This is a genomic window from uncultured Nostoc sp. (assembly GCF_964245575.1).
GTDB lineage: Bacteria > Cyanobacteriota > Cyanobacteriia > Cyanobacteriales > Nostocaceae > Nostoc.
The window spans coordinates 1-23,738 of the sequence record NZ_CAXTNP010000110.1 but is presented as its reverse complement, the minus strand read 5'-3'; the positions used below and the strand labels follow the sequence as shown (position 1 = coordinate 23,738).

Genomic DNA, 23,738 nt, shown 5'->3' with positions numbered 1-23,738 from the left:
GTTCTTCTGCTCTGGCCGATACTTCTGCTTGTAGCCCAATTCTCAATTCCTGCTCCAGGCGCTCTAAATCTTGCTGGTGTTGCTCTTTGATTTGGGCGATCGCTTCGGCGTATTCTTTTGGGTATGTGCGCTCTGCTGAGAATGACACAATTGCGTCATTTAAACCAGTCAAATCAGCATTGTTGATCAACAACCTTTCACCATCGCTGAAGGTAACAATTTGCTGATAGTTATTCGGAGCCGAAGCCTCAATCACTCCCAAATCCCCATAACGTGGGTGTTCTGGTGATGAGACAGTCACAGAATTACACAATTGCGTTTTAGGGTTTTCGCTTTTTGTGGCGCGTTTAGTTGTTGGTGCGACTTGCTGTACTGCTTTGGCGAAGTCAGCCGCAGTAGGGAAGGGTTTTTCTTTGGCTGCGATCGCAACAGCTTGCTCTAACTTGTCAGGAGTTTTGACCAACCGGAGTAAGGAGCGAGTTTGAGAAGGCTTAGTAATCTTGTCTTTGAGTTCCTCTGGCAGAGTATCAACTACTTTCTTCGCAGACAGCAAATCTCTGACCCGGCAATATCCACCGTGCTTGGTTAGTTCTTTTTCGCAATAATCTTCAAAACTGGCATAACCAGCATCAGAGTAATAGCCGTTATTCCGCATCACCCGCAATTCTTCTATTGCCTGCCACTCGAAGCGGTCTATGGCAGCAAAGGTATCTTGGATGCTGGTATTGAGAATGTTGTAATCGAGTGCTGATGTTGTTTCGGAAGGGTTTAGTGTCAGCATGATTTTACCTGTATGTGCTGTATACACATGGGAAATACTGGTTAATGCAAATGAAAACTACTGTATTCTCAGCAATTACTTTTTATTGCCTTTGGAAAAGCGTAATTATTTTTGCCATAACCTCCTTAAAATAAGTTCACAAAACAATTTGACGGCTGGAATACTCATGCCGTCTATGAATTCTTGTATAACTGAACTGGTTGATTGAACTCGCAGTACAAAAACTATCTTGCCACATGACAACTGAAAGTGCAAATATAAAAGTAAAAAATACAAAGGAGGTAATTATGGTTCCCCTGGACTGGGTTGTTATGCTGGCGTGGAATAAAGAATGTGGAAATAGCCTAAGATTGTTGCGTGGCAAAAAGTCTAGGCGTGAGATTGCAGATGCGCTTTTGAGCCAAAAGGTTGAATGCTCTCAAGAATACATTAGAAAGCTGGAGAATGGCGAAGCAGCCTCTGTTTCAACAAAAATCATTACAGCAATCGCCAAAACTCTTGGTGTAGAACTGATTGAGATTATGTCTGACTTACGTGTTGAAGTTTCCAAGAATATTTGTACTTCTAGTTAATTTTGTACTCTGAGTTGTTATTATAGAGATATGAAAACAAAAGACGACCGCCCCAGCCTACGAAACTTGTGCGATCGCCCTTTGACCCTTTGCAGGAATCTATATTATGACTCAATCAGTTTACACACAGCAAACGGCTTCTAGCTTCAACTACAACACACCAACAACAGTTACAGAAGTTCCCTTCAAAGATGAGCAAGCCCTTGCCCAAGCAGAACTGTACAGCCACCTCGAATCCCAAGCCGAAGCTGTAGCCCCTACCCTTGACCCACTGAATGCTCGTGACCGCCGCATCATTGGCGAGGTTATCGAAGTTGAACCCGAATCAGTTTGCACGATCTGGATAGAAGGCGGAATCACAGTATGGGTGCAGTTTGTGGAAGGCGGACGGCTACCCTTCGACCGCAACTGGTTCGCAAAAAGAGTTGCAGAGGTAAAAGCGACTCTACCAGAAACGCCACTACAACGGAACGAACGATTGAGCGAGGAATTGTCAGAAGCCTGCACTGTTTTTGGTCTGTACCACGGTGAAATTGACTGGTTATCTTTCAGCACCAAACTCTTTCAAGACGGGCATTTGGTCGGTTTTGTCGGGTGCAATCAACAAGACTGGTACGCAAGACCAAGACAGTACGGAGTCAATCGCGTGGCTCCGAGTGCCGAACAAGTGATTGCGTTGTTGGGAGTCCGAGCGACCGTAGCAGCGTAAGTTGCTGAAGGTGAGAAAAGGCGATTGCTTCCCCTAGAGTTATGCAATCGCCTCTACAACGAAATTTACGACAATTCAAATTATCATGGCACACAGAATATGATTACCACATTTTCTTTTCAACAAACTCAGTTGGAAGAGTCTCTTGACAAGATACTGTTGCCTCCAACCGACCCTAGCGCAGAGGTGCAAGAGATTCCTGGATACAAGCTCGTGTATGTCAATGGAGCTTGCCCCAGAATTTATCGAGTATACAAAGCTCATTCGATGATTGGGGTAATATTTCAACACCTTACACACTGGTCGAATGCTATAGATAAGATTCGATACCCCGAATCGCTGGATGCAGCAGTGGGGCTAGACGAATTTTTGAAAGTGGCGAGGATATCAACAACGGCAGAAGAACAACCACTCACAGAAGAAGAGTTGCTTGATATTGAATTCGATGCACTGACAAGTGACGAGTGGGAGTGGTTAAACAGGGCAAACGCATCATGTCAACAAGAGAGTTTTATTTTCAATAAGCTCTAAAATAGTCGCATTAATCCCTACTTATTGACACAACTTTAGCGATCACTTTGAGTCTTGAAAACTAAACCAAACGAGAAATGCTGATTTTGTCGTTGGTTCTTTGCCTCGGTTGTGATCAAGAGTAATTTAGATGCGTTTGCCCTGAGTGGTTAAAGAGATACGTGCCACAAGCTCTTGATTTGGTTGCAGCGTAAAAAATAGGTGGGCAGTAAGACCCACCTTTACGTCCATAGCAAAGCCAAATTATCAGTTTATCGAAATAGACTAAAACAACTCATCGGATAAGCCAATGGAACCGATAGAAATACTGAAGCAATTCAACTCCTGCTACGTAAATATTCAGACGATTGCCCAAAATGAAAATTGGCTTTTGTTGATTGCTGAAAAGAAGATTGATCCAAAAGCAGCGACTCACTTGGGCGATGTTTTGCATTATTTGAGTGAGGTAATGGGTTGTCTGGAAGAAGTCGTTGAAATCAAAACAATTCAAAATTCACGCATTATCAATTCAAAATTACAATCAGTGTTGGCTCTGAAACCCAGCATTGATTCAAAAAAACAGTAGGAGCAATGACCTTGAAGGATAATTAATTCAAAATTATTCTTATTATTCATTTTGAATTTTGAATTTTGAATTAAAAAAATGGTCATAAATAACTAAGTCGAACACTATCCAGTATCAACGCAATTTTTAGCAACAACAACGCAATTATGGAAACCATCAAAATCAACAACAGCGTCTTTCTCATTCCACTTACCCAACCTAAACTGCAAGCCAATTGCGCTAAAGAGTACGGGCAATTCCTTCTTGATTGTCCTCCAAAACTGACAATCCTAGAGGCACAAGCCGGCAGATATCTCATGCAAAGGCAGAATCAAATAACAATGCCACAAGGTAAAAAGCGGTAAACACTACTTTTGCTGATATGGCTTTGTCAGGAACCTTGCTAACCAAGCTAAAGGTATGGCAAAAATAGCGGTATTTAGGGAGCGAACTATTTCATATAACTGTGCAAATTGTAACTCACTGACTCGACTAGTTACCCAGTTTAGAAAAGTAGAGTAAACCACAAACCAAGCAATGATTCCCAAAGGGGTGACAATTGCCAAAACTTTAGCTGTTTTCCCTGCCTTGCTGTAATGTCGCCAACGCAAAGCCAGCCAACAACCGATTACTTCTCCAATCCACCAGCCGACAAAAGAACCAATAAAAGGTGGCAGTAGCCCTTCGAGTTCAGCATTCGGCATGAAGTTTTTTCCATAAGCAATCCCTAGATATATACCCAGGTTCATCAATACTACAGCCCCAGTTACACCTCCTATAACTGCTGCTAAATATCCATTTCCTCGATTTGTGTGCAGTGCCATTATTCAATCCAAGACTTTTATCAAAAACATATTTGGTTTTAGACAGTTTTGATAGTGCTTTGAGTTCCTTAACATGGATTGATACCAATGAAACAACTAACAGTTTCCATCTCCACTGCCGTACTACAAGAATTTACTACGGCTTGGACAAATAACAACTACTGGCAAGAGCGATTTATGTCAAAGACTCAGCATTAAGATGATTGATATTACTGACGAAAATTGACAACTGATATTTAGTAAACCCGACATCTTATCAGGGCGGCCGCATCATGTCAATAAACAAAGTCTATTCTCAATAGAGCCAAGATTAATGTCATTAATTCTTGCTTATTGCGAAAATTTTAGGCGATCGCTTTGGGGCTTAAAAAATAATCAGGCGCGAAATCCTGATTTTTTCGTTGGTTCTTAACCTTCGTTGTGATCAAGAGTAATTTAGATGCGTTTGCCCTGGACATCTTATGAAATTCACCACTGTATCTGTTAGCTATTCTAGAAAATTCAATCTCGGCGACTACGAATCATTGGAACTAAGTTGCTCTTTATGGGCGCAAGTTGAGGATGGGGAAGACGCGGATGGAATAACCCAATTCCTCTATCACCAAGCCAAAGCTTCAGTAAAACTTGCTGCAATGCCTGTCTTGAAAGCTTCAGAGTTTCAGATAAATAAGGCTAAGTCTAGCAAAAAAGTGTCTGGTGATATTAACGAAAGTAATTGGTAAAAGAGGAGCCTGACGATGCAAGAATTAATCAAAGCTTTAATCAAAGCCAAAGCAGAGTTTAACCCCATTCAAAAAGACGGTACTAATCCTCACTATAAACGCAAATATGCAACCCTAGATGCTGTATTAGATGCTGTCACCCCTGGGCTTGGTAAATATGGATTAGTAATAATTCAAACTACCGAAATTTTTGAAGGAAAAACCGTGCTACGGACTCATATTTTTCATGAATCTGGGGAAAGTATCACCAGCACTTATCCTCTACCCTAAATTAGTGATTCTCAAAAGTTTGGTGCAGCATTAACTTATGCACGACGATATGCAGTTTGTGCAATTTTATCAGTCACGGCAGATGAAGATAATGATGCTGAAGGCGTAACTACTCTTCAAAAGCCTGAACAGCCCCAGAATAACATTAGACCCCGCAAAGATAATCAACAGTATAGAGTCCAGCAACCAAAACAAGCTATAACTGCACCGTCAATCAGCCCAAAAGATTTGCGAGTCAAAGAAGTTCGTACACTTTTAAATTATCCGTTGGATTTAGTCAAAGAGTGGCTGCATTCTCGAAATGTTACAAGTCCAAGTGAGCTTGATTATCTTCAAATTGATGAGCTAGTGAAAACTATGTGTTTGGCTTGGGCTGGTAATAAGTTTGGACACCCGAATCAGGCTGCTAACTCTTATCAGAAACACGTCGTTGATGCTGTATTACGAGGTGTTTCTGAGACGGAAGCAATTCAAGCATGGATGGAAGGAGCGCTTGCACAATTACCAGAACTCAATTGAATTAACACCAATAGGAAAAATATCATGCCGAGAAAATCCACTCATCCCACTCCTACTGACAATTCCTCACTATGCATACAATACCTTCATCGTTGTAGGGGTAGCGCTCGATTGTGTCATATCAACTTCAGTCTTAGTGTGATTCAAACCTTGCTCAATCAAAAAAGAGTAAAGATTAGCAATACTGGTGCAGGGTTTTTTATTGAATTGGAGGATTCCAAATGATTAACCACAAACAAGTTGTTTACCAATCTCAATTAGACCACAAGAGTAAAATGGTTCTTCGCCGCCGTACTAGGAGAAGATTCAACCCCAGAATTTTCATTGATCGCACTATAGAAACAACTGCAATTGCCTCTGTGCTCTTAACTGGATTTTCAGGAGTAGGGGCAATGGGATGCTGGGGAATGGAGATTGCCACAAGTTCTCAACATTGGCAGCATCAGAAAAAGACCTGCTTGGGGATGATGTTAGTTAGTTTTTCAGGCTTTTTGGGCAGTGCTTTGATTGGAGCGAGTTTCAGTATTCATCGGGACAAATTTTAGGGAGAGAAACGACAATGGAAATCAAATTAACTACACCAGAGATTCGGGCTATATTGCAGGGTTGCCAACATACATTGCGGCTTGTTGGCAGTAGCCGAGATTATCGTAATATTCAGTCATCACAGTATTTCTCTACTACTAATGATGTGGTGTTAAACGATGCTGTCAACGTTTTATTTGAGTTAGTTGAAGCAATTGATGGCGTAGAGCAGATGTCCCAAAAAGGAGAATTTTGATATGGAACAGGAGATTAAAAATGCAGTCGGTTTGGGTAGCCCAGAACTGGTAATAGAGCCGAAACCAAAATCGGAGCCGGAATCAAAACCAACAGTAACAATTTACGATTTTGGCGCTCTGTTATCTAAGCACGAACCACCAAAAAAGCAGCGATAAATATGAAACGACCAGTTTTCATCTCTTGTATTAGTGCAGCAGCAGCAACAATTATCTGTAGCTATGTTGGCACTCAATACCTCGGCAAAAATATCATGTACGTTATTAGTGGAGCAATAGCTGGGACTGGGATCACAGCCTTCATGGTTGACCGAATTACTGGTCAAAATGAAATTGACCAAGTTATGTTGCGCCGACCTCGACCTCTAAGTAGACCCACTAGTTGTATAGGTTGCAAATACTATCACGGGATCTCTTACAACGGCTCCCCTTTTATCTGTTCTGTTCATCCCGAAGGCATTGAGGGCGCGAAATGCCCCGATTGGCTAGGCTTTCAACTATCTAAATAAAGAGCAATAACATGACGTTAACCTTAGACAATCGCTCTCGAAACAAAGAATCTTCCTTAACTCAAGCATTGCGACAGATACAACAGCTAAACTCCAAAATTCAGAAGTTAGAGCAGGAACACCAAGATTATGTGCTGAAGCAACAGAATCTAATTAGTGCGATTGCTGAAATCTGTATTTCTCCGATCCAAGAAATAGAGGCGCTGCGGATTCTCATACACCGGGGAGAGTCGGAGTGTCGGCGGTATTTGCGATCAGTGCTAGTCAAACAAAGCCAGGCTTCAAAAATGACCGCAGGACAAATAGAAAAACCCACTTTAACTAAAAGAGGCAAAAACCAGGGTTTTCTGCAAAATTCCAAAAAATGAATTTCTTTCTCATAGAGGCGCAGAATCAGACAGGGCAAGGCATTGAGCAGACCATGAGACAGTTATTTTAACGGGATTGCTAGGGTTTGGAGCCTCATCTAAATCATCCGGGTGTCCCAAGAGCTTAATGCTACTTTGTTTGAGGTCGAGCCTCACTCATGGTCTGCTTGCTTTTTACCGAAGGTACAAAAATTGTGCCTTCGGTATCACTGCATCAAAACGCATCGGATGAAAGATTTTATAAGTAATTGCATTATGTCAAACAAACATTTATTGAAAGTGAAACGGATTCATCCTAAAGAATTTAAATTGAAGCACGGATTATCGGTGTCCGAGATTCATGAACTAAGCGATTATCCACCAGAAACTCTTAGGCACTGGTTAGCTGACGAGCATAGTAGTCGTTACCAACAACCAAAAGAATCTGTCTTAAATCATTTTGGTTTACTAGATTTATATTTAAGCGCTTTTTAAATCCAAAAAGGTCACACAGACACTACCCGTATGAAGGCGGGTTTTTTATTATAAAAGAGCAAGGTCAATAGATAGTCAATAGTTGTTTGTCATGGACATCAATATTGATACAGATATTGACAATGGTCTTGATACAGAGATTGACACAGATATTGACTATCTTTTTGAGACTATTGACACGGATTTGACTAAGTTCATGAAGTCACAATGGAGAGAACAACTTTTTCATCAAAAACCAAGCCAATCGGGAGTTAATTTCTTGCTTTTACCGATGTCAAAAGCCAAAGCAACTAAAATTTTAGGCATCTGCCCCCGTACATTAGAACGGTGGACAGAAGTAGCCCAACTTGTTCCAGAGTATAGATTAATACTCTTAAGAATGAAAGCTTTTGCTCAAGAAAAGAGACTACGTGCGCCATTAATGACAACGTACCAAGTATGGGTAGTAGGAAAGATTGGCGAATTGTTTTCTGACATTGTTCAAGGCATTGATAAAAAGCCCCTTGTTGAGGCCATTATTGAAGCTAACAAAGGTGAATATACTCGCAGCAACTTTGAACAAGAACAACTTAGATTCACATCGCATGGTTTAGGAGAGACACATCATGTCGAATAGTACATTTACTCGCGCAGAATTATTTGAATTATTGAGTGCTAGCTACAGCCCAGAGCAAATCATTGCTGGGTTAGAACAACTGGCTCAGTCAGATCCAGCAGTTGATCCAAACGCTCAAGAATTTCCCGTGGATATCAGCGATCGCTTAGACAGGTTGTTTAATCTAGCGCAAGCAACCCTCGACAAATCGAAGCTGTCAGGAGGTACGGGCAATTTGGCAAATATACAGACGGGAGCTATGGACATGGCCACTGAACAATTACAACTTGTTGGAGTCAGCCGGGAAACGTTTAAAGCATTCTTAGACATTGTGGCGGACAAGACTGTTGCTCAAGCAGTGGCAGTTCATGAGTTTGAGCAAGAGTTATTCGATGAAATCACGAGTGAGCTTGATGCTCGTTCATTAAAAAGAAGAACAGAGCAAGGCTTTGATGAAATAGCGTTTGTTTATCAGTTGGCCAAAAATCCCTCAATCAGGCAACAAATTACCCAAGAGTACGGGTTAAAGACTGGGGATGAGATTAAGCAACAAGTTCAAACCCTCACTACTGCTGCAACTGTTGGTTTTGACCCGGAAGCATTCTTACAAGAACTAGGAGTACCAACACCAGAAAAAAAGTCGAAACTACCTACAACGATTCAGGATCTGAAAAATTTGACACGCTCTTTGTTGAGCCAGAAATTCCAATCTCCAGCTTAAAATGGCGCAAGTTTTTCGAGCAGAATCTTTTCGGATTCTCAATTATTTTTTTCCTAATTTGTATTGGGCTATCTGTTTACATTCGTGTTGCTAATGCACCGCCACCCCAGACGACACAAAGTATCGATGGGCTTCAACAATGAAATACCAGAAGCAAGCGATGTTGGGATTATTGGGCATGGGGTTAATCGCAAGTCCTTGGTTATCACAACTGCCAGCCCAATTTAAGACTTACAACAGTGGCATTACTATTCGTGAGTCTGAAGAACTAGAACGCATTAAAGCCGAGCAAAGGGCAGAAACCGCCGACAAAATTAACTCTCTTGGAGTTACGCCCTCATTCAGTAAGTTACGAATCAGGAACTATCTAGACTCGAAAAAACGTAACCCTAGACCTGATACTACAGGTTATTTAGAATCGGAGACAGTTTTTGTGTATGACTCAACTGGTTTATGTATTGGGCGAATTGAACAAAGGCAATGGAAATGGAAATATCGATTCAAAAATGCTTGTAAGAATTCGCCACTGTACCAAAATTCTCGTGATTGACCTATGAAATATCTCACTCCAAACAAATCTAATTCACAACCAAAACCAGAATCATCACCACAAGGAGAGCCAAAAAAAGCAGGGAGTGACTACCTAGAATTATTAGCTCGATGGATTGTGGCATTAATCTCACTGCCAGTCATATTTATCTCACATATCATTGCTCAATTCGTTACCCCAGGTACGCCCGGATACAAGCTTGTTGGTGCAATTGGTTTTTGGATTGGTACACTGCTTTCTACTGATAGCATCTGGCAAGTTTTATTCCAGGGAAAACCGATTTTTCCCTGGTTTGAAACCGATTGGATTGGTTGGATTGGTTGGTTACAATTACCGTTCAATGTGTTGTTTTGGATTAGCTTCGGTATCTCTGCACTGGTTCAAGTCATGGAAGCTCGGACATTGCGTGCTAAAGACCCACAACAGGCCAAGAACGAGTTTGAGGAATCAAAACAATACACACTCGGCAGTAAACCGAATGGGAATATCGACCTGACAGTGGCATTGTGGGGTGATTACAAGAGGGCTGGCATGAAAGAACGTCATACAGGGGGAGCGATCGCACTATTTTTCTGGGTTTTGGATCTGACTACTACCTTCGTTGGTCGTAATCCCTTCCGCTACACTAACCCAGGTTTAATCCTGGCTTGTTTTGCTTACAACATAGCCTCAATGATGGCTGGCGAGATTGGTTACAACATTTGGAAATTAACTAAGTAATAGAAAAGAATATGCAGCAACAGATACCAATGCTAGGAACTAAAGAAACGGCACTTTTACGTGACGACTACCCCAGCATTGAGTATTTGGAAGCTGGTAATATCGCCTCTTGGCTACAAGAAAGACAAGACCAGTTGTTGATTCGTGCCAGAGATGAACGCAATGAAATGAATCTCGCTAAGTTCATCACACTGGCCACAGCAGCAACTGGTGCGGTTTGCTATGCTACATCTCCTCTTGCTACAATCGGTGCGGTTGTTTCAGGGGTTGGTTATCTTTGGTCAATCGTTCAGGACTTAAACGATACCCATCAATTTGCACCCATCCCTTTTATTCGTGGTGACTTCTTTGCTTTCCTTTCTGCAATGGGTGATAGCGTCGCACGGACTGAATATTTCGCTAACCAAAATGAAATTGCTGACTTGATGCTTCATTTGCAGCCAATGTCTAAATATGAGTTTGCTATGCTCAAGCAATCTTCTCATGTGGTGTGTGAATACTTGAGCGCCGTTGAGCCAGGAAAAAGATTTTACGCTTACCGTTGGTTACTTGATTGGTTTATTCAGCTTAGAGGACAGTTCCCTACAAAGGAACAATTATCCGGTCATTTGGCGCAAGTGACTGTTGATCCGAGAGTAAACTATCAAATCCTTACAGCCATTCAACAAGCAACCAAACCTGAGAATTTAGGTATTCCAGAGGCGCGGTTTACTTCTTTACCAACTCCAGTTTCTCAAGCAACACAAGCATTAACACCACAATTTAATCAGCATGAGATTTATCCTCTGCTTTCTGATCCTGAGTCTTCCTCGACCACAGATCCCGTTATTAATACAGAAATCTCTACTTATACATCAAAGCAAGAAACTACTTATGACTTAATCGGTCACATCGCCAGAAAAGTTACCAATATGCTTTGGGTTGGTGTTCCTGGTTCTGGCAAGGGCATCACTATTAGCAATGCAATAGATGCTATCAAGCGCCTGCATCCTGGCATACACATCTTTTATATTGACCCCAAAGGTGACGAGAAAGAAACTGGATATTTCTTAGGTCGTGTTGATACTTTTAAACGGGCTAAAATCCTAGAAATGTCGCCAGTCGAAGCGGTCAAGTGGGTTAAAGAATGTTTTACCGAGTTCCAGAAAATCTCCGGCCCAAAGCTCATCATTTTAGATGAAGGCACGGCTGTTTGTTCCAAGTTCAAAAATACCAAGGGTGAAATTGGCTGGCTCAAAGACAAAATCATCTCTTACTGTTCTTGCGGTGATAGTTCTGGTTGGCATTTCTGGATTGTTGTGCAAAATCCCCATACTGACGACTTGGGCATTTCTGGCGGACTGCGATCGCAGTTAACATCTGTTGCCTTAGTTTCTCCAGATAACGTCCCAGCTTACAACGCCATGATTGCTACTCAACTCATACCCAGCGATCGCAAGATTACTTCCACCCAAGTGATGGAAATTGCCGCACAATCACCAGTCGGTCGAGCAGTGTATTACGGCGGCATCAATCAATGGTTCCCTATGCCACAGCTAAAAAACTTCTCTGGCTATGACCGGGATACCAAACAGTTTATTGACTCGACACCAAGTGAACATCGAGCTTCTCACGCCGAAACTAATTCACCAATTGATACACCAAAAACTCAAGCTCAACAGATGTTGGCACTTTTAGAAAAAACTACAGCTAACTCAATTGATGAGTTTATTCAAAACGAATTGAAATTGGATGGAGTTCCACCAGATTTAATGCGTTTGGGAATCGAAAGATTGCTTCAGGATTCTCCAATCAAGTACAAATTCAACGGCTGGAACAGCAATCAAAATTAAAATTTACGCCTAATGTGAATTAGAAAAAAAGGCGGGAGAAGTAAGAAGATGAAAGTTACCAGCTTTTCAATTCAGACTTCCCCCATGAATAGCATAGACTTTGGAACCCTATTAACGACAATATTTGTAGTAGTAGATGATTGGTATCAAGAGCAAGTAAAAAAAACAACTCTGATAAAACCAGGTGTAAAAGCAAGTATGAGCGATAGTGAAATCATGACACTGGTGCTAGCAATGGATTATCTGCCCTTTCCGGGAGAAACACAGTTTCTAGGATTCATCCGAGGAAATTACCAACAATGGTTTCCGAATTTACTTGACCAAAGTCAATTCAATCGTCGGTTACGTAAACTAGATGGGATGTTAGAGAAGTTACGCCGGAGTTGGGTAGAACAATTGGGTGGATTAAGTGAAAAATATTTCATTCTTGACACCAAACCCTTACCAGTACTGGGACTCAAGCGTGACAAGCGATATAGTGATAATGCCTGTAATGCCGCCCCTGGTTGGTGTGCTGCCAGAGAAATGCGTTATTTTGGCTACAAGCTAGTTCTGCTATCAACTTGGAATGGAATCCCCATTTATTATGACATCGTACCCGCTAATACAGATGAGAGAATCGCTGCTGATAGTGTTTTAGAGACAGTCAGGTATAACGATATTTACGCAGATAAAGGCTTCATCTCTGCCGATTGGCAGCAAGCGATCGCTCATCGCACTGGTAATCGCATCTGGACACTGAAGCGCGATAACCAGCATCTTCAACATTCCCATGCTTTGAAGCGCTTTATCAGTCGTGTTCGTCAGCGTGTGGAAGGTGTTTTTCACGAAATTCAAAACACTGGTCGTAATCCCGATAGCGAAGCGGTAGCTGGTACTCCGGCGTCACGCTTACTCAACAAAACTGTCGATGGCTTTTGTGTTCATATTGCTGCCAAAATTGCTTCTCACACACTACGTTTATTGCTTCGTCGCTGTTTTGGTATTGATGTTCTCACCTTTCAGTCTCAACCTATTTAATTCACATTAGGCGTCCTTTGGCATCAGATGACTGGGGGTCTGAGACGAAGGTGGGCTTCCAAACCTTTGAACACTTTTACTGAAGCAATAGATGCCTTTAGAACAGCTATGTATGAGTCGATTTTTTGATTGGTTGACTCATAATCGTGACGTATTTGCCGCTTATAAAGCTAGTTTAGGCTACATTTGGGCTTAATTTTTGTTTAAGTCCCATTAATTGATTATTTCATGGCGTACTTGGCGCTCTTGGTGAACCAGCGCTGTAGGCGGGTTTCCCACCGTAAGGGACTGGTGTTAGCGCAGCGTTAGCGACGAAGGAGCGTCACCCGAAGGGCGGTTCGTTCTTTATTTCTTGCACTATAGGCGCATCTTCATCCAGAATTGGTATTACGCTTATTTTTGCAAAAGTGAGATGCTCCCGTTTAGTTTTATTATGCCAACTTACTTATTGCCAAAGGTAAGTGAGTTGATAATTTATACAGTTATGGTGCAACTGATACTCGGTCATCTCGCTTCTTAAGTATTATTTCAACTCTCAAACCACATCTTTATGTTCACTTTATAAATCAAAGTATTTACTTTTTACAAATAAAATTTTATTATCTACTTTATAAATGAATTATAATTACGCTAAATAAAAAAATGTAAAATTTCTGGCGCTCAGTACATTTAACTACACACTTTTCTGACTCATTGACTTTTAAAGCATGAATGATAATCAACGAATTATCCACCTAACCGAGGTTTCTGCACTCGATTTCCCGGCTGACAAGAATTATAAGTATAAATGCCATTTGCAGGTAGTTTCTGAAGAGGGAGAAAGCTTGTTGTCAAGGGATCTACTGAACCGCACGCAACCCAGTTGGTTGGTAGATTTGAAAAACAAGGGAGACTGCACGATCGCCATTACTTTGCGTTACCGGGAAGGGGACATCACTCAACCTTGGCAGGATGCTGGAACGGTGGTGTTTGCCACCCAAGAGTGCCTGAATGGAGAGCGCAGCGCCGAGTTAGAATTTCCGATTACAACTTGGAACCAGGCACCCCAATTGAAGCTAAAAACTCGCCTGACTCAGAGTAGTAGTGAGGGAAGTAGCAGCACCTTTACAATCTTGGGGAATCAAAACGGTACTCGCCGCACTCACGGCAAAGGGACTCAGACAGAGGGCGAGTTCGAGATGCCAGAATCTGTTCCTCTCTCGCCGCAAGAAGAAGTGATTGTCAAAGACGCTTGGAACAAGTTGCGGGCGTGGAAAGAATTGCAGATGGAAAAGTTCTTGAAGCGCCTGTTGATAGAGGAACCTGAACTAGAGTACATCTTCGGGGAAGCGATTAACAGCATAAATGACTTTTTCTTTGAGTTGTTTGATTACTGCGTACACCAACTTCAGCCGGAAACCCAGAATATACTTGCAGAACCCTTAACGGGCGTACCTCCAGAAAAAGGAGATTCCTTTAACACAGTTGAGGATTACGGTGCGCTGTTTGCTGATATCGGCATGCGTCCCCAGCACTGGTTGAAGGCACGGCAGGTGTGGATGTGGATGCTACCATCGATTCCTTACCTAGAAGAGTACGATCACCAGGATTTAGCAAAAGGCGCAAACTCTGCCCTCTACCGCTTCTTCAATACCCATGTGATTGTGCCGATGGTAGAGGCAATTCACCGTTACAATCAGGCATTGCCTCCAGAAATGCTGCAAAAGATGATGGGATCTTGGCAGGTGTTTAGCCAGAATAAGCAAGTCATGGGGATGGAGTTTTATCAAATCCTGTTTGAGAAATATCCCTTTGTATTGCCGATTTTTGGACGAGCAGACATGGATTACCTGTCTCTACACCTGTTTCAGGCATTGGAATTTCTCATCCAATCCCTAAGAAGCGGCAGCAGTGATGAGATGATCCGAGAGTTGCGTTTCTTAGGGCAGGTGCATATTAATGCAGGGGTGCCATCCTGTGCTTATCCGGCAATAACGGATGCTATGTTTACCTTGTTTGAGCGGCATCTACCCGACTTCACGCCAGAGTTACGGCAGGGATGGCAGACGTTAATCGATCGCGCTGTGAATGTAATCAAGCTGCCCAAGCTGAATGAGGAACGATTGCTCAAAAAAGCCAAGCAGTACCTAGAGCTAATCGCCACTGAGCAGGCATGGGAACCGGAGGACAAGGCACGACGCTGGGCAGAAATTCAAGAGGAAGTACACGCCACCGGAACTTATACCCACACGTATGAAGAAGTGGCGTATGGGGCACAAGTGTCATGGCGCAATGCATCCAAGTGTGTAGGGCGGATTCAGTGGAATAACATGGTGATCCGCGATCGCCGCCACGTTAGCGACCCTGATGAAATGTTCCGTGAACTCCAAGAACACCTACAATCCGCGACAAACGGCGGTAATCTCCAGATTACGATGACCGTCTTTCGTCCCAAACATCCTAAAGAACGCTGGGGGCCACGCATCTGGAATCCACAATTAGCTCGTTATGCAGCATACGAGCAACCGGATGGTAGGATTCTGGGCGATCCTGCCAATCTGGACGTGACCAAAGCGATTATGAAATTGGGCTGGCAACCCCCCCAACCACGCACGGACTACGACATTTTGCCTCTAGTGATTGAAGCTCCAGGGATGGAACCAAAGATGTATCACTTTGAGCGAGACGAGATTCTGGAAGTGGAAATCGAGCATCCCGCGATTCCTGAATTCAAATCATTGGGCTTCCGTTGGTACGCCGTCCCTGCCATTACCAACTTCTCAATGCACGTTGGCGGCATCAATTATGCCTGCATTCCTTTCAATGGCTGGTATATGGATACTGAAATCATGCGGGATTTCCTGGACGAGTACCGCTACAACAAGATGGAGGACATCGCCAAAGTTCTCAAACTGGATACCAGTTCCGAACAGACATTGTGGCGCGATCGCGTCGCATTGGAACTCAACGTTGCCATCCTGTACTCCTTCCAAAAAGCGAAGGTGACGATGGTAGACCATCAATCTGCCTCTCGTCAATTCCTGGCACACGACTTACGCGAGAAGAAAGCAGGACGCGAGTGTCCGGGGGAATGGGCTTGGGTCGTACCCGCATCGGGGGGAAGTGCTTGTCCGGTCTGGCACCACCAGATGCGGGACTTCTACTTAGAGCCAGCCTATCACCATGCTGCCGATCGCTGGGCAGTCGAAGATGGTATTGACCTGGAAAAATTCATCACCACTACCGACGAGGACGACAATAAGCAAGACCGCATCCTCATTCTCTACGCTTCCGAAACAGCTACTGCTGAAGGTTTGGCGCGCAAAGCCGCTCGTCAACTCCAGCGATTCCGTCCTAAGGTAATGGCGCTGGATGAATACAACACCGACACCCTGGCATCGGAGAAACTCCTACTGATTGTCACGTCCACCTTCGGCAATGGCGAAATACCTGGAAACGGCAAGAAGTTCCTCCAGTGGTTGAAAAAACAACCTGCACGTTCTCTCGACGGTTTGAATTACTCCGTTATGGGCATTGGTAGTACTGTTTACGAAAACTTCTGCGCTGCCGGAATTTCGCTAGATAAGGGACTTGCCAAGGCGGGAGGTAATTGTATTGTGCCACTCCACAAAGGTGATGAAATCAAGGGACAAGCCGATACCTTCAAACAATGGTTAGGACTGGTTTCCCGCATTCTAGGTGAGGATCAAAGCTCCGCCGATGCGACAGCCCAAGCCGTACCTCAACTGAAGGTTACATTCTTGAGTGAGACAGAAGCAGCAAATTCACCAGTAGAAGTGAGTGGAGACAGAGGTGTTGAAGTACCTCTGGTTGCCAATAGCGAACTGCTCAAAGAAGTGATTCCCGGTAGCCGTTCTACTCGCTATCTTGTCTTTGATATTTCTAATACCGATTTGCAGTATGAAACAGGTGATCATGTTGCAGTTTATCCTAGCAATCCGGTGGAGTTGGTGAATCAGTTGTGCGATCGCCTCTCAGTATCGCCCAACACCTATTTCACAGCTCGTTATTTAATGCCCGATGGTACGGAATTAGAAGAAAAACCTCCTGTTACCGTTCCCACAACCATCGGACAGGTTCTCTTGGAAGACCTCGATCTGACTTTGCGCGAACCATTCAATGATGTGCTGACCTACTTATACTCGGCAGCACAAAATCCCCAGGATAAACAACGCCTGGAAACCTGGTTGGAAATTCTGCGGCAAGGAGATGAGCATCCCGACAGCATCACGCTCAAAAAAACGATCACGGACAACTTCATGAACGTTGTCGATCTGTTCAATGAGTTTCCTTCTGCCCAAATTACACTAGAAGTCCTACTAGAGTTGTTGCCGAAGCAAAAACCACGCCTCTACTCCATTTCCTCCTGTCCTCTGCTTCATCCTCAGCACATCCAAATCACAGTTGGAGTACTGCAAGTTAAAACGGATGCAGGTAAAACCCGTCAGGGACTCTGCTCCAACTACCTTGCCGGACTGGAAGCGGGGGCAAAGGTTCGCATCAGTGTCCGCACCTCTAGCTTCCGTCCACCCACCGATCCACTCGCGCCAATGCTGATGGTTGGGCCGGGTACGGGGGTATCGCCGCTGATTGCCTTCCTCCAGTATCGGCAAGCCCTATTGCAGCAGGAGACACAATTAGGTAATGCTTGCTTGTACTTTGGCTGTCGCGATCGCAGTGACTTCCTCTATCAAGAGCAACTTGTAAGCTGGCAGAATCAAGGCGTGCTGTCAGGGTTAGAAGTTGCCTTCTCGCGTTTGACCGAGAAGAAAGTCTATGTGCAAGGCTTAATGGAAGAAAAAGCTGAAGAACTCTGGCGAATACTCAGCCATCCGCAATGCCACTACTATGTCTGTGGCGATGCCAAGATGGCTGACGATGTGTTTGAAGTGTTTATGGCGATCGCTAAAACGGAAGGGGGATTATCGCATATTGAAGCTGTTAGTTTCTTCAACAAAATGAAGCAAGAAAAACGCTTTTTCAGTGATGTTTGGGGCGTAGTGCTGAACTTCAAGGAAGCGATTAAAGAGGTACAGCATGATAACTACTCGAAAGCTGAAAAATGGCTTGAGCGTGTGCAGGAATCTGCTGATAGTCAAGCCGTCGTTCAGGAGGAATTGCAACTGCTAACTATCTAAAGAAGGGAATATCGCATTTGGCTGATTCCACCAATAACTAGATGGACAAAAATATTTTCCGTCATTGCGAGCGTTATCTAGCTTGAAAGGCAGGAGGTCTGCCTCTTGCCTAAACCCTCTTTTTTGGGCTTTATGAGTAAATGCTTCATCAAAACGTTGACACCATTTTTCAAAACACGGAGACATGGCGGAGGGGGTTGTCTCTATCAGCAAGCTTTAACTTTGACGTGAAAGCTTGCTGATAGAACATTCTACTCTATTATTTTCTTCTTTTTTGTTTAAGTCCCGCTAGAAATTTTTAAGTGCCTGGAACGACGCTTTTTCTCTTTGTTTCAGAGGTGCTGAGTTTGGGACGCTATTAGCTCGCGTAGCCAAATGTGTAGCGGATCCTGATCGCAACGCTCATGCCAAATCTGTAGAAAATTGTACTTACCAAGTTCAATCGGTGGCTTCAGGATAGCAAGGTTTGTATATTCAGCAAAGAGCATTGCAATTCGACTAGGCAACGTAACAATGAGATCAGTCTGAGCGACTATCAGAGGAGCCGAGAGAAAATGTGGTAACTTCAACATGACTCGACGCTTCACGCCTAAGTCTTCCAACACAGTATCCACACGGGTTTTAGTCGAACCCGGTATTGCGTTTATAGGCGTAATGAAAGCATGTGGCCAAGCAACATAAGATTCAATTGTAAGATCCATTTGAGTAATGGGATGGTCAGCCCGAACTACAGATAGATAATCTTCTACAAATAACTTTTGGAACCTAAACTCCGAAGTGTTTGGTAGATTAGGAACTCCTAAGCCTAGATTGATCGCTCCATTTCTCAGTGAATCTAATGTGTCAGAACGCCAATGATGGCATTCCAAATTCAGTTGGGGAGCCTGTTGAGAAATTTGCTTCAAAACCATAGGAAGAATCAAAACGGTTGCGTAATCTGATGCAGCTAGCTGGATTGTGCCTTGTGCTGTTTTAGGTTCAAAACCGATTGGTTGAATTAACTGCTCAATATTTAACAAAATTTTCTGTAGTGGTTCGAGTAGCTCTTGAGCACGTGGTGTAAGAACCATGCCTTTTTTAGACCGCACAAGTAGTGGATCGTTGAACACTTGGCGTAATCGACCAAGTGCGTGACTGGTAGCTGATTGACTCAAACCAATTTTTTCTCCAGCATTTGTGACGTTACGCTCTTGCAGCAAGGCATATAACACCAGTAAAAGATTAAGATCCAATTGCTGCAAATTTATTTCATGCATAGACATTATTTTTTTATGAATTTGACAAATAATCATCACTGCTAAGTACGCCTGTATATTTAATTCCTAAAATTGTTTCTAATTCGGCTCTAGAACGAGTATCAACCGCAGTAAAGAGGCAGAAATCAGAATTAGCAACTACTCACAACCATTCTTTGATTCCTTTGACTGACCAGGGCGTTTCATCCACATGAACATAAGGAGGAGCATTTTTAGATGAATAGCGGGGTCTAATTAATCTGTAAAGCAACAAACCTAAAAATACCTTCTTTTTTCGCCTGAGCCAGAAGCTCTCAATTACCCCATTGGTACGAAAAATCATTTTTATTCTAGGGGATTTTGGACAAACCCTTATTTGATATATAATTCCTGGTGAGGTAATTTAGATTTTTTCAAATGAACAACCAAGATCAAAACGAGAACATTCCTAAACAACCCACCAAAGAGATGCTCTTGGGTGGACTGAAGAAAGAACTCCTTTTAGAGGATTTGACAGATGAAGAGATGCTAATGATAGCAGGTGGTTGCTCTAGGAAGAGTGTAAAGGGTGCTATTGTAAAAATAACTTTGCCTGAAACGATCATAGTCGAGCTAGATTCACAACTGAATAAAGCATAAAATAATGACGTTGGGGAGGGAGATGTAACCAACAACGAACACTGAGGTGTGATTATTTGTATCATACCTCATTCGTGCAATTTCCATTAAACACTCTATTTATTAAATACTCTATTAGCTAAAACAAACTTCTTTACCACGAGTGCCACTTGGAGGCGTTGCGATAGCTGGCACTGCTCCCAAGGTTATTGCAACGGCTGGTAACGTGGTAGGAAAATCCAGAGTGAAATTTCTTTTCTGACGAGTCATATCATATACGCATAAATTAAGCGTTTTTGGATGATTTATTTTTGGAAGTCCCTAAAAGTTATGAACTTCCTGTAAAGGCGATCGCCCTTTGAATTTACTTAAATCAACTCCTAGTCCCCGATTCAAACAAATGTTATTAAATACGATCATCGCCATCGCATTTAACAACTTCTGTATAGTTAAAATTCCCTTGTTATCATTAAGATTAGCTTCCTTAAACCAAGGCTCCAAATTAGACTTGATTAAATGAAAGTTATCAAACCTGCTTAACGCTTGATATTTTTCCTGAAACTGATCAAAAATCGCCACCACCATTTTATACTTCATCCTCTGCCAAGAAGCTGGATCATTTCCATAAGATTTTTTTCGGTAAGCTAAGTTATTTGGTAACCATTGAATTGCCATTTCTCGAATAATTTTCTTATCCCAAAACAGAGTTTGTTGCATACTAGGTGGAATTGCTGCCAAATATTCTACCAAGCGATGATCCAAAAAAGGAACGCGAGCCTCTATCCCTTGACCAGAGGAACTTCTGTCTTCGTGCCAAAGATTGTATTGTTGTAGTCTAACAACACCTCGTAACATTTCTTTTTGAAAAAATGTACACTCTGATGGTATATATATCGACTCTGACCCCAACATATCAAACATATATGACCCATCTTTTAGACTCGTCTGCTGTTTGACTTCACTTAAGTTTTGCTCTTGTTGAGTCAGATTACTGCTGAAACTATTCCAGCTTGATTGCGGACGATCTTCTGGAGTTGAGTAACCTCCGGCAAATTCATCGGAACCCTGTCCTAACAACATCACCTTTAACTCAGGTATTAGAGTTTTGGCATAGCGGTGAAGTTCATGCTTTAACACCCACTCTATATTAAATATCGGGGCATCTATTAACCAAATAAAATATTCAAATTTTTCTAAAGAAAAATCTATGATTTCTAAAATTTTTTCAGCATCGAACCAAACAGGATGAAAGGGTAAATTTAAATATTCACATAACTGACTTGCTGCTTTGGCATCTCCAACTTCTAAAGTAAAATCTGAGATGATAGTAAAACAATGTAAATCTTTTTTGGATTGACTTGCAGCTGCTACAATCGCACTTGAATCAAGACCACCGCTCAAAAAAGCTCCTACAGGAACATCACTCATCAATTGCTTGTTGACACTATCAGCAAATAGCTCGCGGTACTCAATAACGTAATCTTGGGGTGGACGATGTTCTTGTGAGCCTGACATCACGAAATAGTTACTCAGTTGCCAATAACAATTCAACTTTAGTTCCCCAAAGGCGTTGTAGGTCAAATAATGTCCGCCTGGTAATCTTTTGATTTTTTGAACATAGGATGTAGATACATTTAAATTTGTTTTATCCTGCCACTGGGGTAAGTTGGGGACATCTGGATGTACTAGCAACGATGCTAAAGTTGAGCCAAAGATTAATTGGTCGCCTGTTTGACAATAGTATAAGGGTTTTATCCCCAGGCGATCGCGTACCAAAAATAATTCTTGTCTAGTTGTGTCCCAAATTCCAAGTGCAAACATGCCATTCAAAAAGTCAAGTGCTTCTATACCGCGTTCAGTATATAAGTGCAAAACTACTTCCGCATCGGAATGAGTTTGAAAACGATATTTTGATTCCACTTGTGAGCGTAATTCTTTGTAATTATAAATTTCCCCATTGACAGCTACAAAGATTGTTTGCTGTTGATTCCAAATTGGCTGTTTTCCTCCGATAACATCTATAATTGACAAGCGTCTAAATATTAGAGATAAAGGCTCGGAGTTAAAGAATTGCTTGTCATCGGGACCCCGAAGAGACAATTGTTCGCCCATAGAAGTCAAAATACTTTGGCGTTGAAAATCCTGGTACTTACTCGTTCCATTGATGAAAAAACCCGCAAATCCACACATAGCAAACCCATACCTCTACTTATAAACTTATATGCACAGAACCTCATACCAAATGTTAGTATAGAACCCATTTGATATCTTTTAGGGATATTGAGTAGAATCAACACAAATCAGGTGTATTGAAGCAGGTCAGGATTGAAAATGGGGTATTTAAGCGATTTGACTGACGCATAGTGGGAAATAATTGAGCCATTATTGCCGACTAAGAAGAAAACTAGTACGTCACGGCGTAAGGCAATACTTCTCGGGTAAGAACAAAAACAAGGTAAAGTGATAATTGTTCACCAAGTAGTGCGATAAAAAAACTGGTGCTGCTAAAAGATTTCTCCTTGATAACGCCAACGTTAGAAGCAGAGTTAATATTCAAAGCGATAGAAACAGTGATTTCTCCGTCCGTGATTAGACAAACTCTATTAGAGACAGGCAGTTGTGAAGAGCGATCGCGGAAATTGCCATCTGGGTTGGTAGTGTGTCTAGTCATAGCGATGAGTCTATAGTCATCAGATGCAATGGGAGATGTACTGAAAAATCTGGTGAATGGATTAAGTAGAGAATGGACGCGATTAGGGCAATATTGGAAAGTACCAACCAGTTCTTCAATTAGTGAAGCCAGACAGAGATTGGGATGTTGGGCAATGAGTCGGCTGTTTCACAAAATAGTCAAACCATTAGCAACAGCAAAAACTCCAGGGGCATTTTTAGGAGGACTAAGAGTGATGGCAGTAGACGGTACGGTATTGGATGTCCCAGATAGTGCTGCTAATGCCAGAGTGTTTGGATATCCAGGCAGTAGAAAGGGGACTAGGGCTGCTTTTCCCAAAATACGTTTAGTATTGCTAATTGAGGCGGGAACGCATCTAATTGTTGATGCCTTGATGTGTCCTTACCGCATAGGAGAAAGAGTACGAGCTTTAAAATTACTACGAGCTTGTAGTCAAGGAATGCTCCTAATGTGGGATAGAGGATTACATTCTTACCGTATGGTTCATGCCACTTTAAATCAAGGATGCCACTATTTAGGGCGAGTGCCAAAGAACGTTAAATTTCCCGTAGACAAGGTTTTAGACGATGACTCTTATCTGTCCTGGATTGCTCCAGACCGCAAATCCAAGCACAAAGGTGGGTCAAGAATTCAGGTACGGGTTGTATCCCTCTTCTGTCACTTTCCGGAATAAGCAAGTAGTAAATAAGCTAAATCATCCAGAAGAATAACAGGGTTTAAATTGATTCATTGCAGCAATTAAATGATTGAATCCCAGCAATAAATGTGAATTAGGGAAAATACTTAACCAGGGATAAATTAACCAAAATAGTAAAAGTGGTTGGATAAGAAGACGCAGATTATTTAAAGTATTCTTTCATCCGTATTCATGGTTCCATTGTGGATGATTAAAAAAATCAACATTACTATTTTTTTGTGCCTCAGTCTCAAGTTGACGAGATTGATTTAAGCCTAAGAAGGCTGGAGAATTTAAACTAATCATCGTGTAAACACAAAAAATAATCTCCCACCATCT

Annotated in this window: 24 protein-coding genes and 6 pseudogenes; 23 read left to right on the top strand and 7 right to left on the bottom strand. The window is 42.3% G+C overall.

Annotated elements, in window-relative coordinates:
* A pseudogene (locus ACFFAP_RS18480) lies at positions 1 to 781 on the bottom strand (hypothetical protein); the annotation flags it as partial.
* Positions 782 to 1,017: 236 nt separating this feature from the next.
* On the opposite strand from ACFFAP_RS18480, the gene ACFFAP_RS18475 reads away from it, so the two are divergent.
* From ACFFAP_RS18475 to ACFFAP_RS18455, 5 genes are all read left to right on the top strand, one after another.
* Positions 1,018 to 1,353 carry a helix-turn-helix domain-containing protein gene (locus ACFFAP_RS18475; RefSeq protein WP_094344365.1) on the top strand — a complete coding sequence of 112 codons (336 nt, stop codon included), beginning with the start codon at positions 1,018 to 1,020 and terminating at the stop codon, positions 1,351 to 1,353.
* 106 nt (positions 1,354 to 1,459) lie between these two features.
* Positions 1,460 to 2,062: a hypothetical protein gene (locus tag ACFFAP_RS18470; RefSeq protein WP_375512563.1), complete on the top strand. Its 603-nt coding sequence runs from the start codon at positions 1,460 to 1,462 to the stop codon at positions 2,060 to 2,062.
* A gap of 99 nt (positions 2,063 to 2,161) precedes the next feature.
* Positions 2,162 to 2,593: a hypothetical protein gene (locus tag ACFFAP_RS18465; protein ID WP_375512562.1), complete on the top strand. Its 432-nt coding sequence runs from the start codon at positions 2,162 to 2,164 to the stop codon at positions 2,591 to 2,593.
* Positions 2,594 to 2,882: 289 nt separating this feature from the next.
* Positions 2,883 to 3,158 carry a hypothetical protein gene (locus ACFFAP_RS18460; RefSeq protein ID WP_375512561.1) on the top strand — a complete coding sequence of 92 codons (276 nt, stop codon included), beginning with the start codon at positions 2,883 to 2,885 and terminating at the stop codon, positions 3,156 to 3,158.
* 146 nt (positions 3,159 to 3,304) lie between these two features.
* Positions 3,305 to 3,502, top strand: coding sequence for a hypothetical protein (locus ACFFAP_RS18455; protein WP_375512560.1), 198 nt, complete (start codon positions 3,305 to 3,307; stop codon positions 3,500 to 3,502).
* A gap of 3 nt (positions 3,503 to 3,505) precedes the next feature.
* On the opposite strand, the gene ACFFAP_RS18450 is transcribed toward ACFFAP_RS18455, so the two are convergent.
* Positions 3,506 to 3,961: a hypothetical protein gene (locus tag ACFFAP_RS18450; RefSeq protein ID WP_375512559.1), complete on the bottom strand. Its 456-nt coding sequence runs from the start codon at positions 3,959 to 3,961 to the stop codon at positions 3,506 to 3,508.
* Positions 3,962 to 4,422: 461 nt separating this feature from the next.
* Between ACFFAP_RS18450 and ACFFAP_RS18445 the strand changes: the two genes are divergently transcribed.
* The 16 genes and pseudogenes from ACFFAP_RS18445 (at position 4,423) to ACFFAP_RS18370 (ending at position 18,178) form a co-directional block, all read left to right on the top strand.
* Positions 4,423 to 4,683 (top strand): hypothetical protein, encoded by a 261-nt coding sequence (locus tag ACFFAP_RS18445; RefSeq protein WP_375512558.1) that lies wholly within the window; start codon positions 4,423 to 4,425, stop codon positions 4,681 to 4,683.
* Between the two features lie 15 nt (positions 4,684 to 4,698).
* A pseudogene (locus tag ACFFAP_RS18440) lies at positions 4,699 to 5,118 on the top strand (ERF family protein); the annotation flags it as partial.
* Between the two features lie 63 nt (positions 5,119 to 5,181).
* A complete protein-coding gene (locus tag ACFFAP_RS18435) occupies positions 5,182 to 5,472 on the top strand; it encodes a hypothetical protein (protein WP_375512564.1) in 291 nt (96 codons plus the stop codon).
* A gap of 221 nt (positions 5,473 to 5,693) precedes the next feature.
* On the top strand, positions 5,694 to 6,017 hold the full coding sequence (locus ACFFAP_RS18430; RefSeq protein WP_375512557.1) for a hypothetical protein: 324 nt from the start codon (positions 5,694 to 5,696) through the stop codon (positions 6,015 to 6,017).
* Between the two features lie 14 nt (positions 6,018 to 6,031).
* Positions 6,032 to 6,253 (top strand): hypothetical protein, encoded by a 222-nt coding sequence (locus ACFFAP_RS18425; protein ID WP_375512556.1) that lies wholly within the window; start codon positions 6,032 to 6,034, stop codon positions 6,251 to 6,253.
* Between the two features lies 1 nt (position 6,254).
* Entirely contained in the window at positions 6,255 to 6,410 is a 156-nt protein-coding gene (locus ACFFAP_RS18420; RefSeq protein ID WP_375512555.1) for a hypothetical protein, read from the top strand.
* Positions 6,411 to 6,412: 2 nt separating this feature from the next.
* Entirely contained in the window at positions 6,413 to 6,760 is a 348-nt protein-coding gene (locus ACFFAP_RS18415; RefSeq protein ID WP_375512554.1) for a hypothetical protein, read from the top strand.
* An 11-nt stretch (positions 6,761 to 6,771) separates the two neighbouring features.
* The gene (locus ACFFAP_RS18410; RefSeq protein WP_375512553.1) at positions 6,772 to 7,128 is read left to right on the top strand and encodes a hypothetical protein; all 357 of its coding nucleotides are present in this window, start codon (positions 6,772 to 6,774) and stop codon (positions 7,126 to 7,128) included.
* 565 nt (positions 7,129 to 7,693) lie between these two features.
* On the top strand, positions 7,694 to 8,218 hold the full coding sequence (locus tag ACFFAP_RS18405; RefSeq protein WP_375512552.1) for a hypothetical protein: 525 nt from the start codon (positions 7,694 to 7,696) through the stop codon (positions 8,216 to 8,218).
* Positions 8,208 to 8,918, top strand: a complete 711-nt coding sequence (locus tag ACFFAP_RS18400; protein WP_375512551.1) for a hypothetical protein — start codon at positions 8,208 to 8,210, stop codon at positions 8,916 to 8,918. Before ACFFAP_RS18405 ends, ACFFAP_RS18400 begins: the two co-directional genes overlap by 11 nt.
* A gap of 139 nt (positions 8,919 to 9,057) precedes the next feature.
* Positions 9,058 to 9,468 carry a hypothetical protein gene (locus tag ACFFAP_RS18395; RefSeq protein WP_375512550.1) on the top strand — a complete coding sequence of 137 codons (411 nt, stop codon included), beginning with the start codon at positions 9,058 to 9,060 and terminating at the stop codon, positions 9,466 to 9,468.
* A 3-nt stretch (positions 9,469 to 9,471) separates the two neighbouring features.
* A complete protein-coding gene (locus ACFFAP_RS18390; RefSeq protein ID WP_375512549.1) occupies positions 9,472 to 10,188 on the top strand; it encodes a hypothetical protein in 717 nt (238 codons plus the stop codon).
* An 11-nt stretch (positions 10,189 to 10,199) separates the two neighbouring features.
* Entirely contained in the window at positions 10,200 to 12,020 is a 1,821-nt protein-coding gene (locus tag ACFFAP_RS18385) for a hypothetical protein (RefSeq protein ID WP_375512548.1), read from the top strand.
* A gap of 48 nt (positions 12,021 to 12,068) precedes the next feature.
* Complete coding sequence (locus ACFFAP_RS18380; RefSeq protein WP_375512547.1) at positions 12,069 to 13,040, top strand: IS982 family transposase; 972 nt, start codon at positions 12,069 to 12,071, stop codon at positions 13,038 to 13,040.
* Positions 13,041 to 13,052: 12 nt separating this feature from the next.
* Positions 13,053 to 13,236, top strand: a pseudogene (locus tag ACFFAP_RS18375) (IS701 family transposase); the annotation flags it as partial.
* A 511-nt stretch (positions 13,237 to 13,747) separates the two neighbouring features.
* A complete protein-coding gene (locus ACFFAP_RS18370) occupies positions 13,748 to 18,178 on the top strand; it encodes a nitric oxide synthase oxygenase (RefSeq protein ID WP_375512546.1) in 4,431 nt (1,476 codons plus the stop codon).
* A gap of 332 nt (positions 18,179 to 18,510) precedes the next feature.
* On the opposite strand, the gene ACFFAP_RS18365 is transcribed toward ACFFAP_RS18370, so the two are convergent.
* Together ACFFAP_RS18365 and ACFFAP_RS18360 are read right to left on the bottom strand one after the other, a co-directional pair.
* Entirely contained in the window at positions 18,511 to 19,434 is a 924-nt protein-coding gene (locus ACFFAP_RS18365) for a LysR family transcriptional regulator (protein ID WP_375512545.1), read from the bottom strand.
* Between the two features lie 28 nt (positions 19,435 to 19,462).
* Positions 19,463 to 19,636 (bottom strand): annotated as a pseudogene (locus ACFFAP_RS18360) (transposase); the annotation flags it as partial.
* Between the two features lie 194 nt (positions 19,637 to 19,830).
* On the opposite strand from ACFFAP_RS18360, the gene ACFFAP_RS18355 reads away from it, so the two are divergent.
* A complete protein-coding gene (locus ACFFAP_RS18355) occupies positions 19,831 to 20,052 on the top strand; it encodes a hypothetical protein (protein WP_375512544.1) in 222 nt (73 codons plus the stop codon).
* A gap of 114 nt (positions 20,053 to 20,166) precedes the next feature.
* Here the strand turns inward: ACFFAP_RS18355 and ACFFAP_RS18350 are convergent, their stop codons facing one another.
* Positions 20,167 to 20,301 (bottom strand): hypothetical protein, encoded by a 135-nt coding sequence (locus ACFFAP_RS18350; RefSeq protein WP_375512543.1) that lies wholly within the window; start codon positions 20,299 to 20,301, stop codon positions 20,167 to 20,169.
* A 51-nt stretch (positions 20,302 to 20,352) separates the two neighbouring features.
* Positions 20,353 to 22,221, bottom strand: coding sequence for an asparagine synthase (glutamine-hydrolyzing) (gene asnB / locus ACFFAP_RS18345; protein WP_375512542.1), 1,869 nt, complete (start codon positions 22,219 to 22,221; stop codon positions 20,353 to 20,355).
* A gap of 308 nt (positions 22,222 to 22,529) precedes the next feature.
* On the opposite strand from asnB, the pseudogene ACFFAP_RS18340 reads away from it, so the two are divergent.
* Positions 22,530 to 23,393 (top strand): annotated as a pseudogene (locus ACFFAP_RS18340) (IS4 family transposase); the annotation flags it as partial.
* A 24-nt stretch (positions 23,394 to 23,417) separates the two neighbouring features.
* On the opposite strand, the pseudogene ACFFAP_RS18335 reads toward ACFFAP_RS18340, so the two are convergent.
* Positions 23,418 to 23,738 (bottom strand): annotated as a pseudogene (locus ACFFAP_RS18335) (IS701 family transposase); the annotation flags it as partial.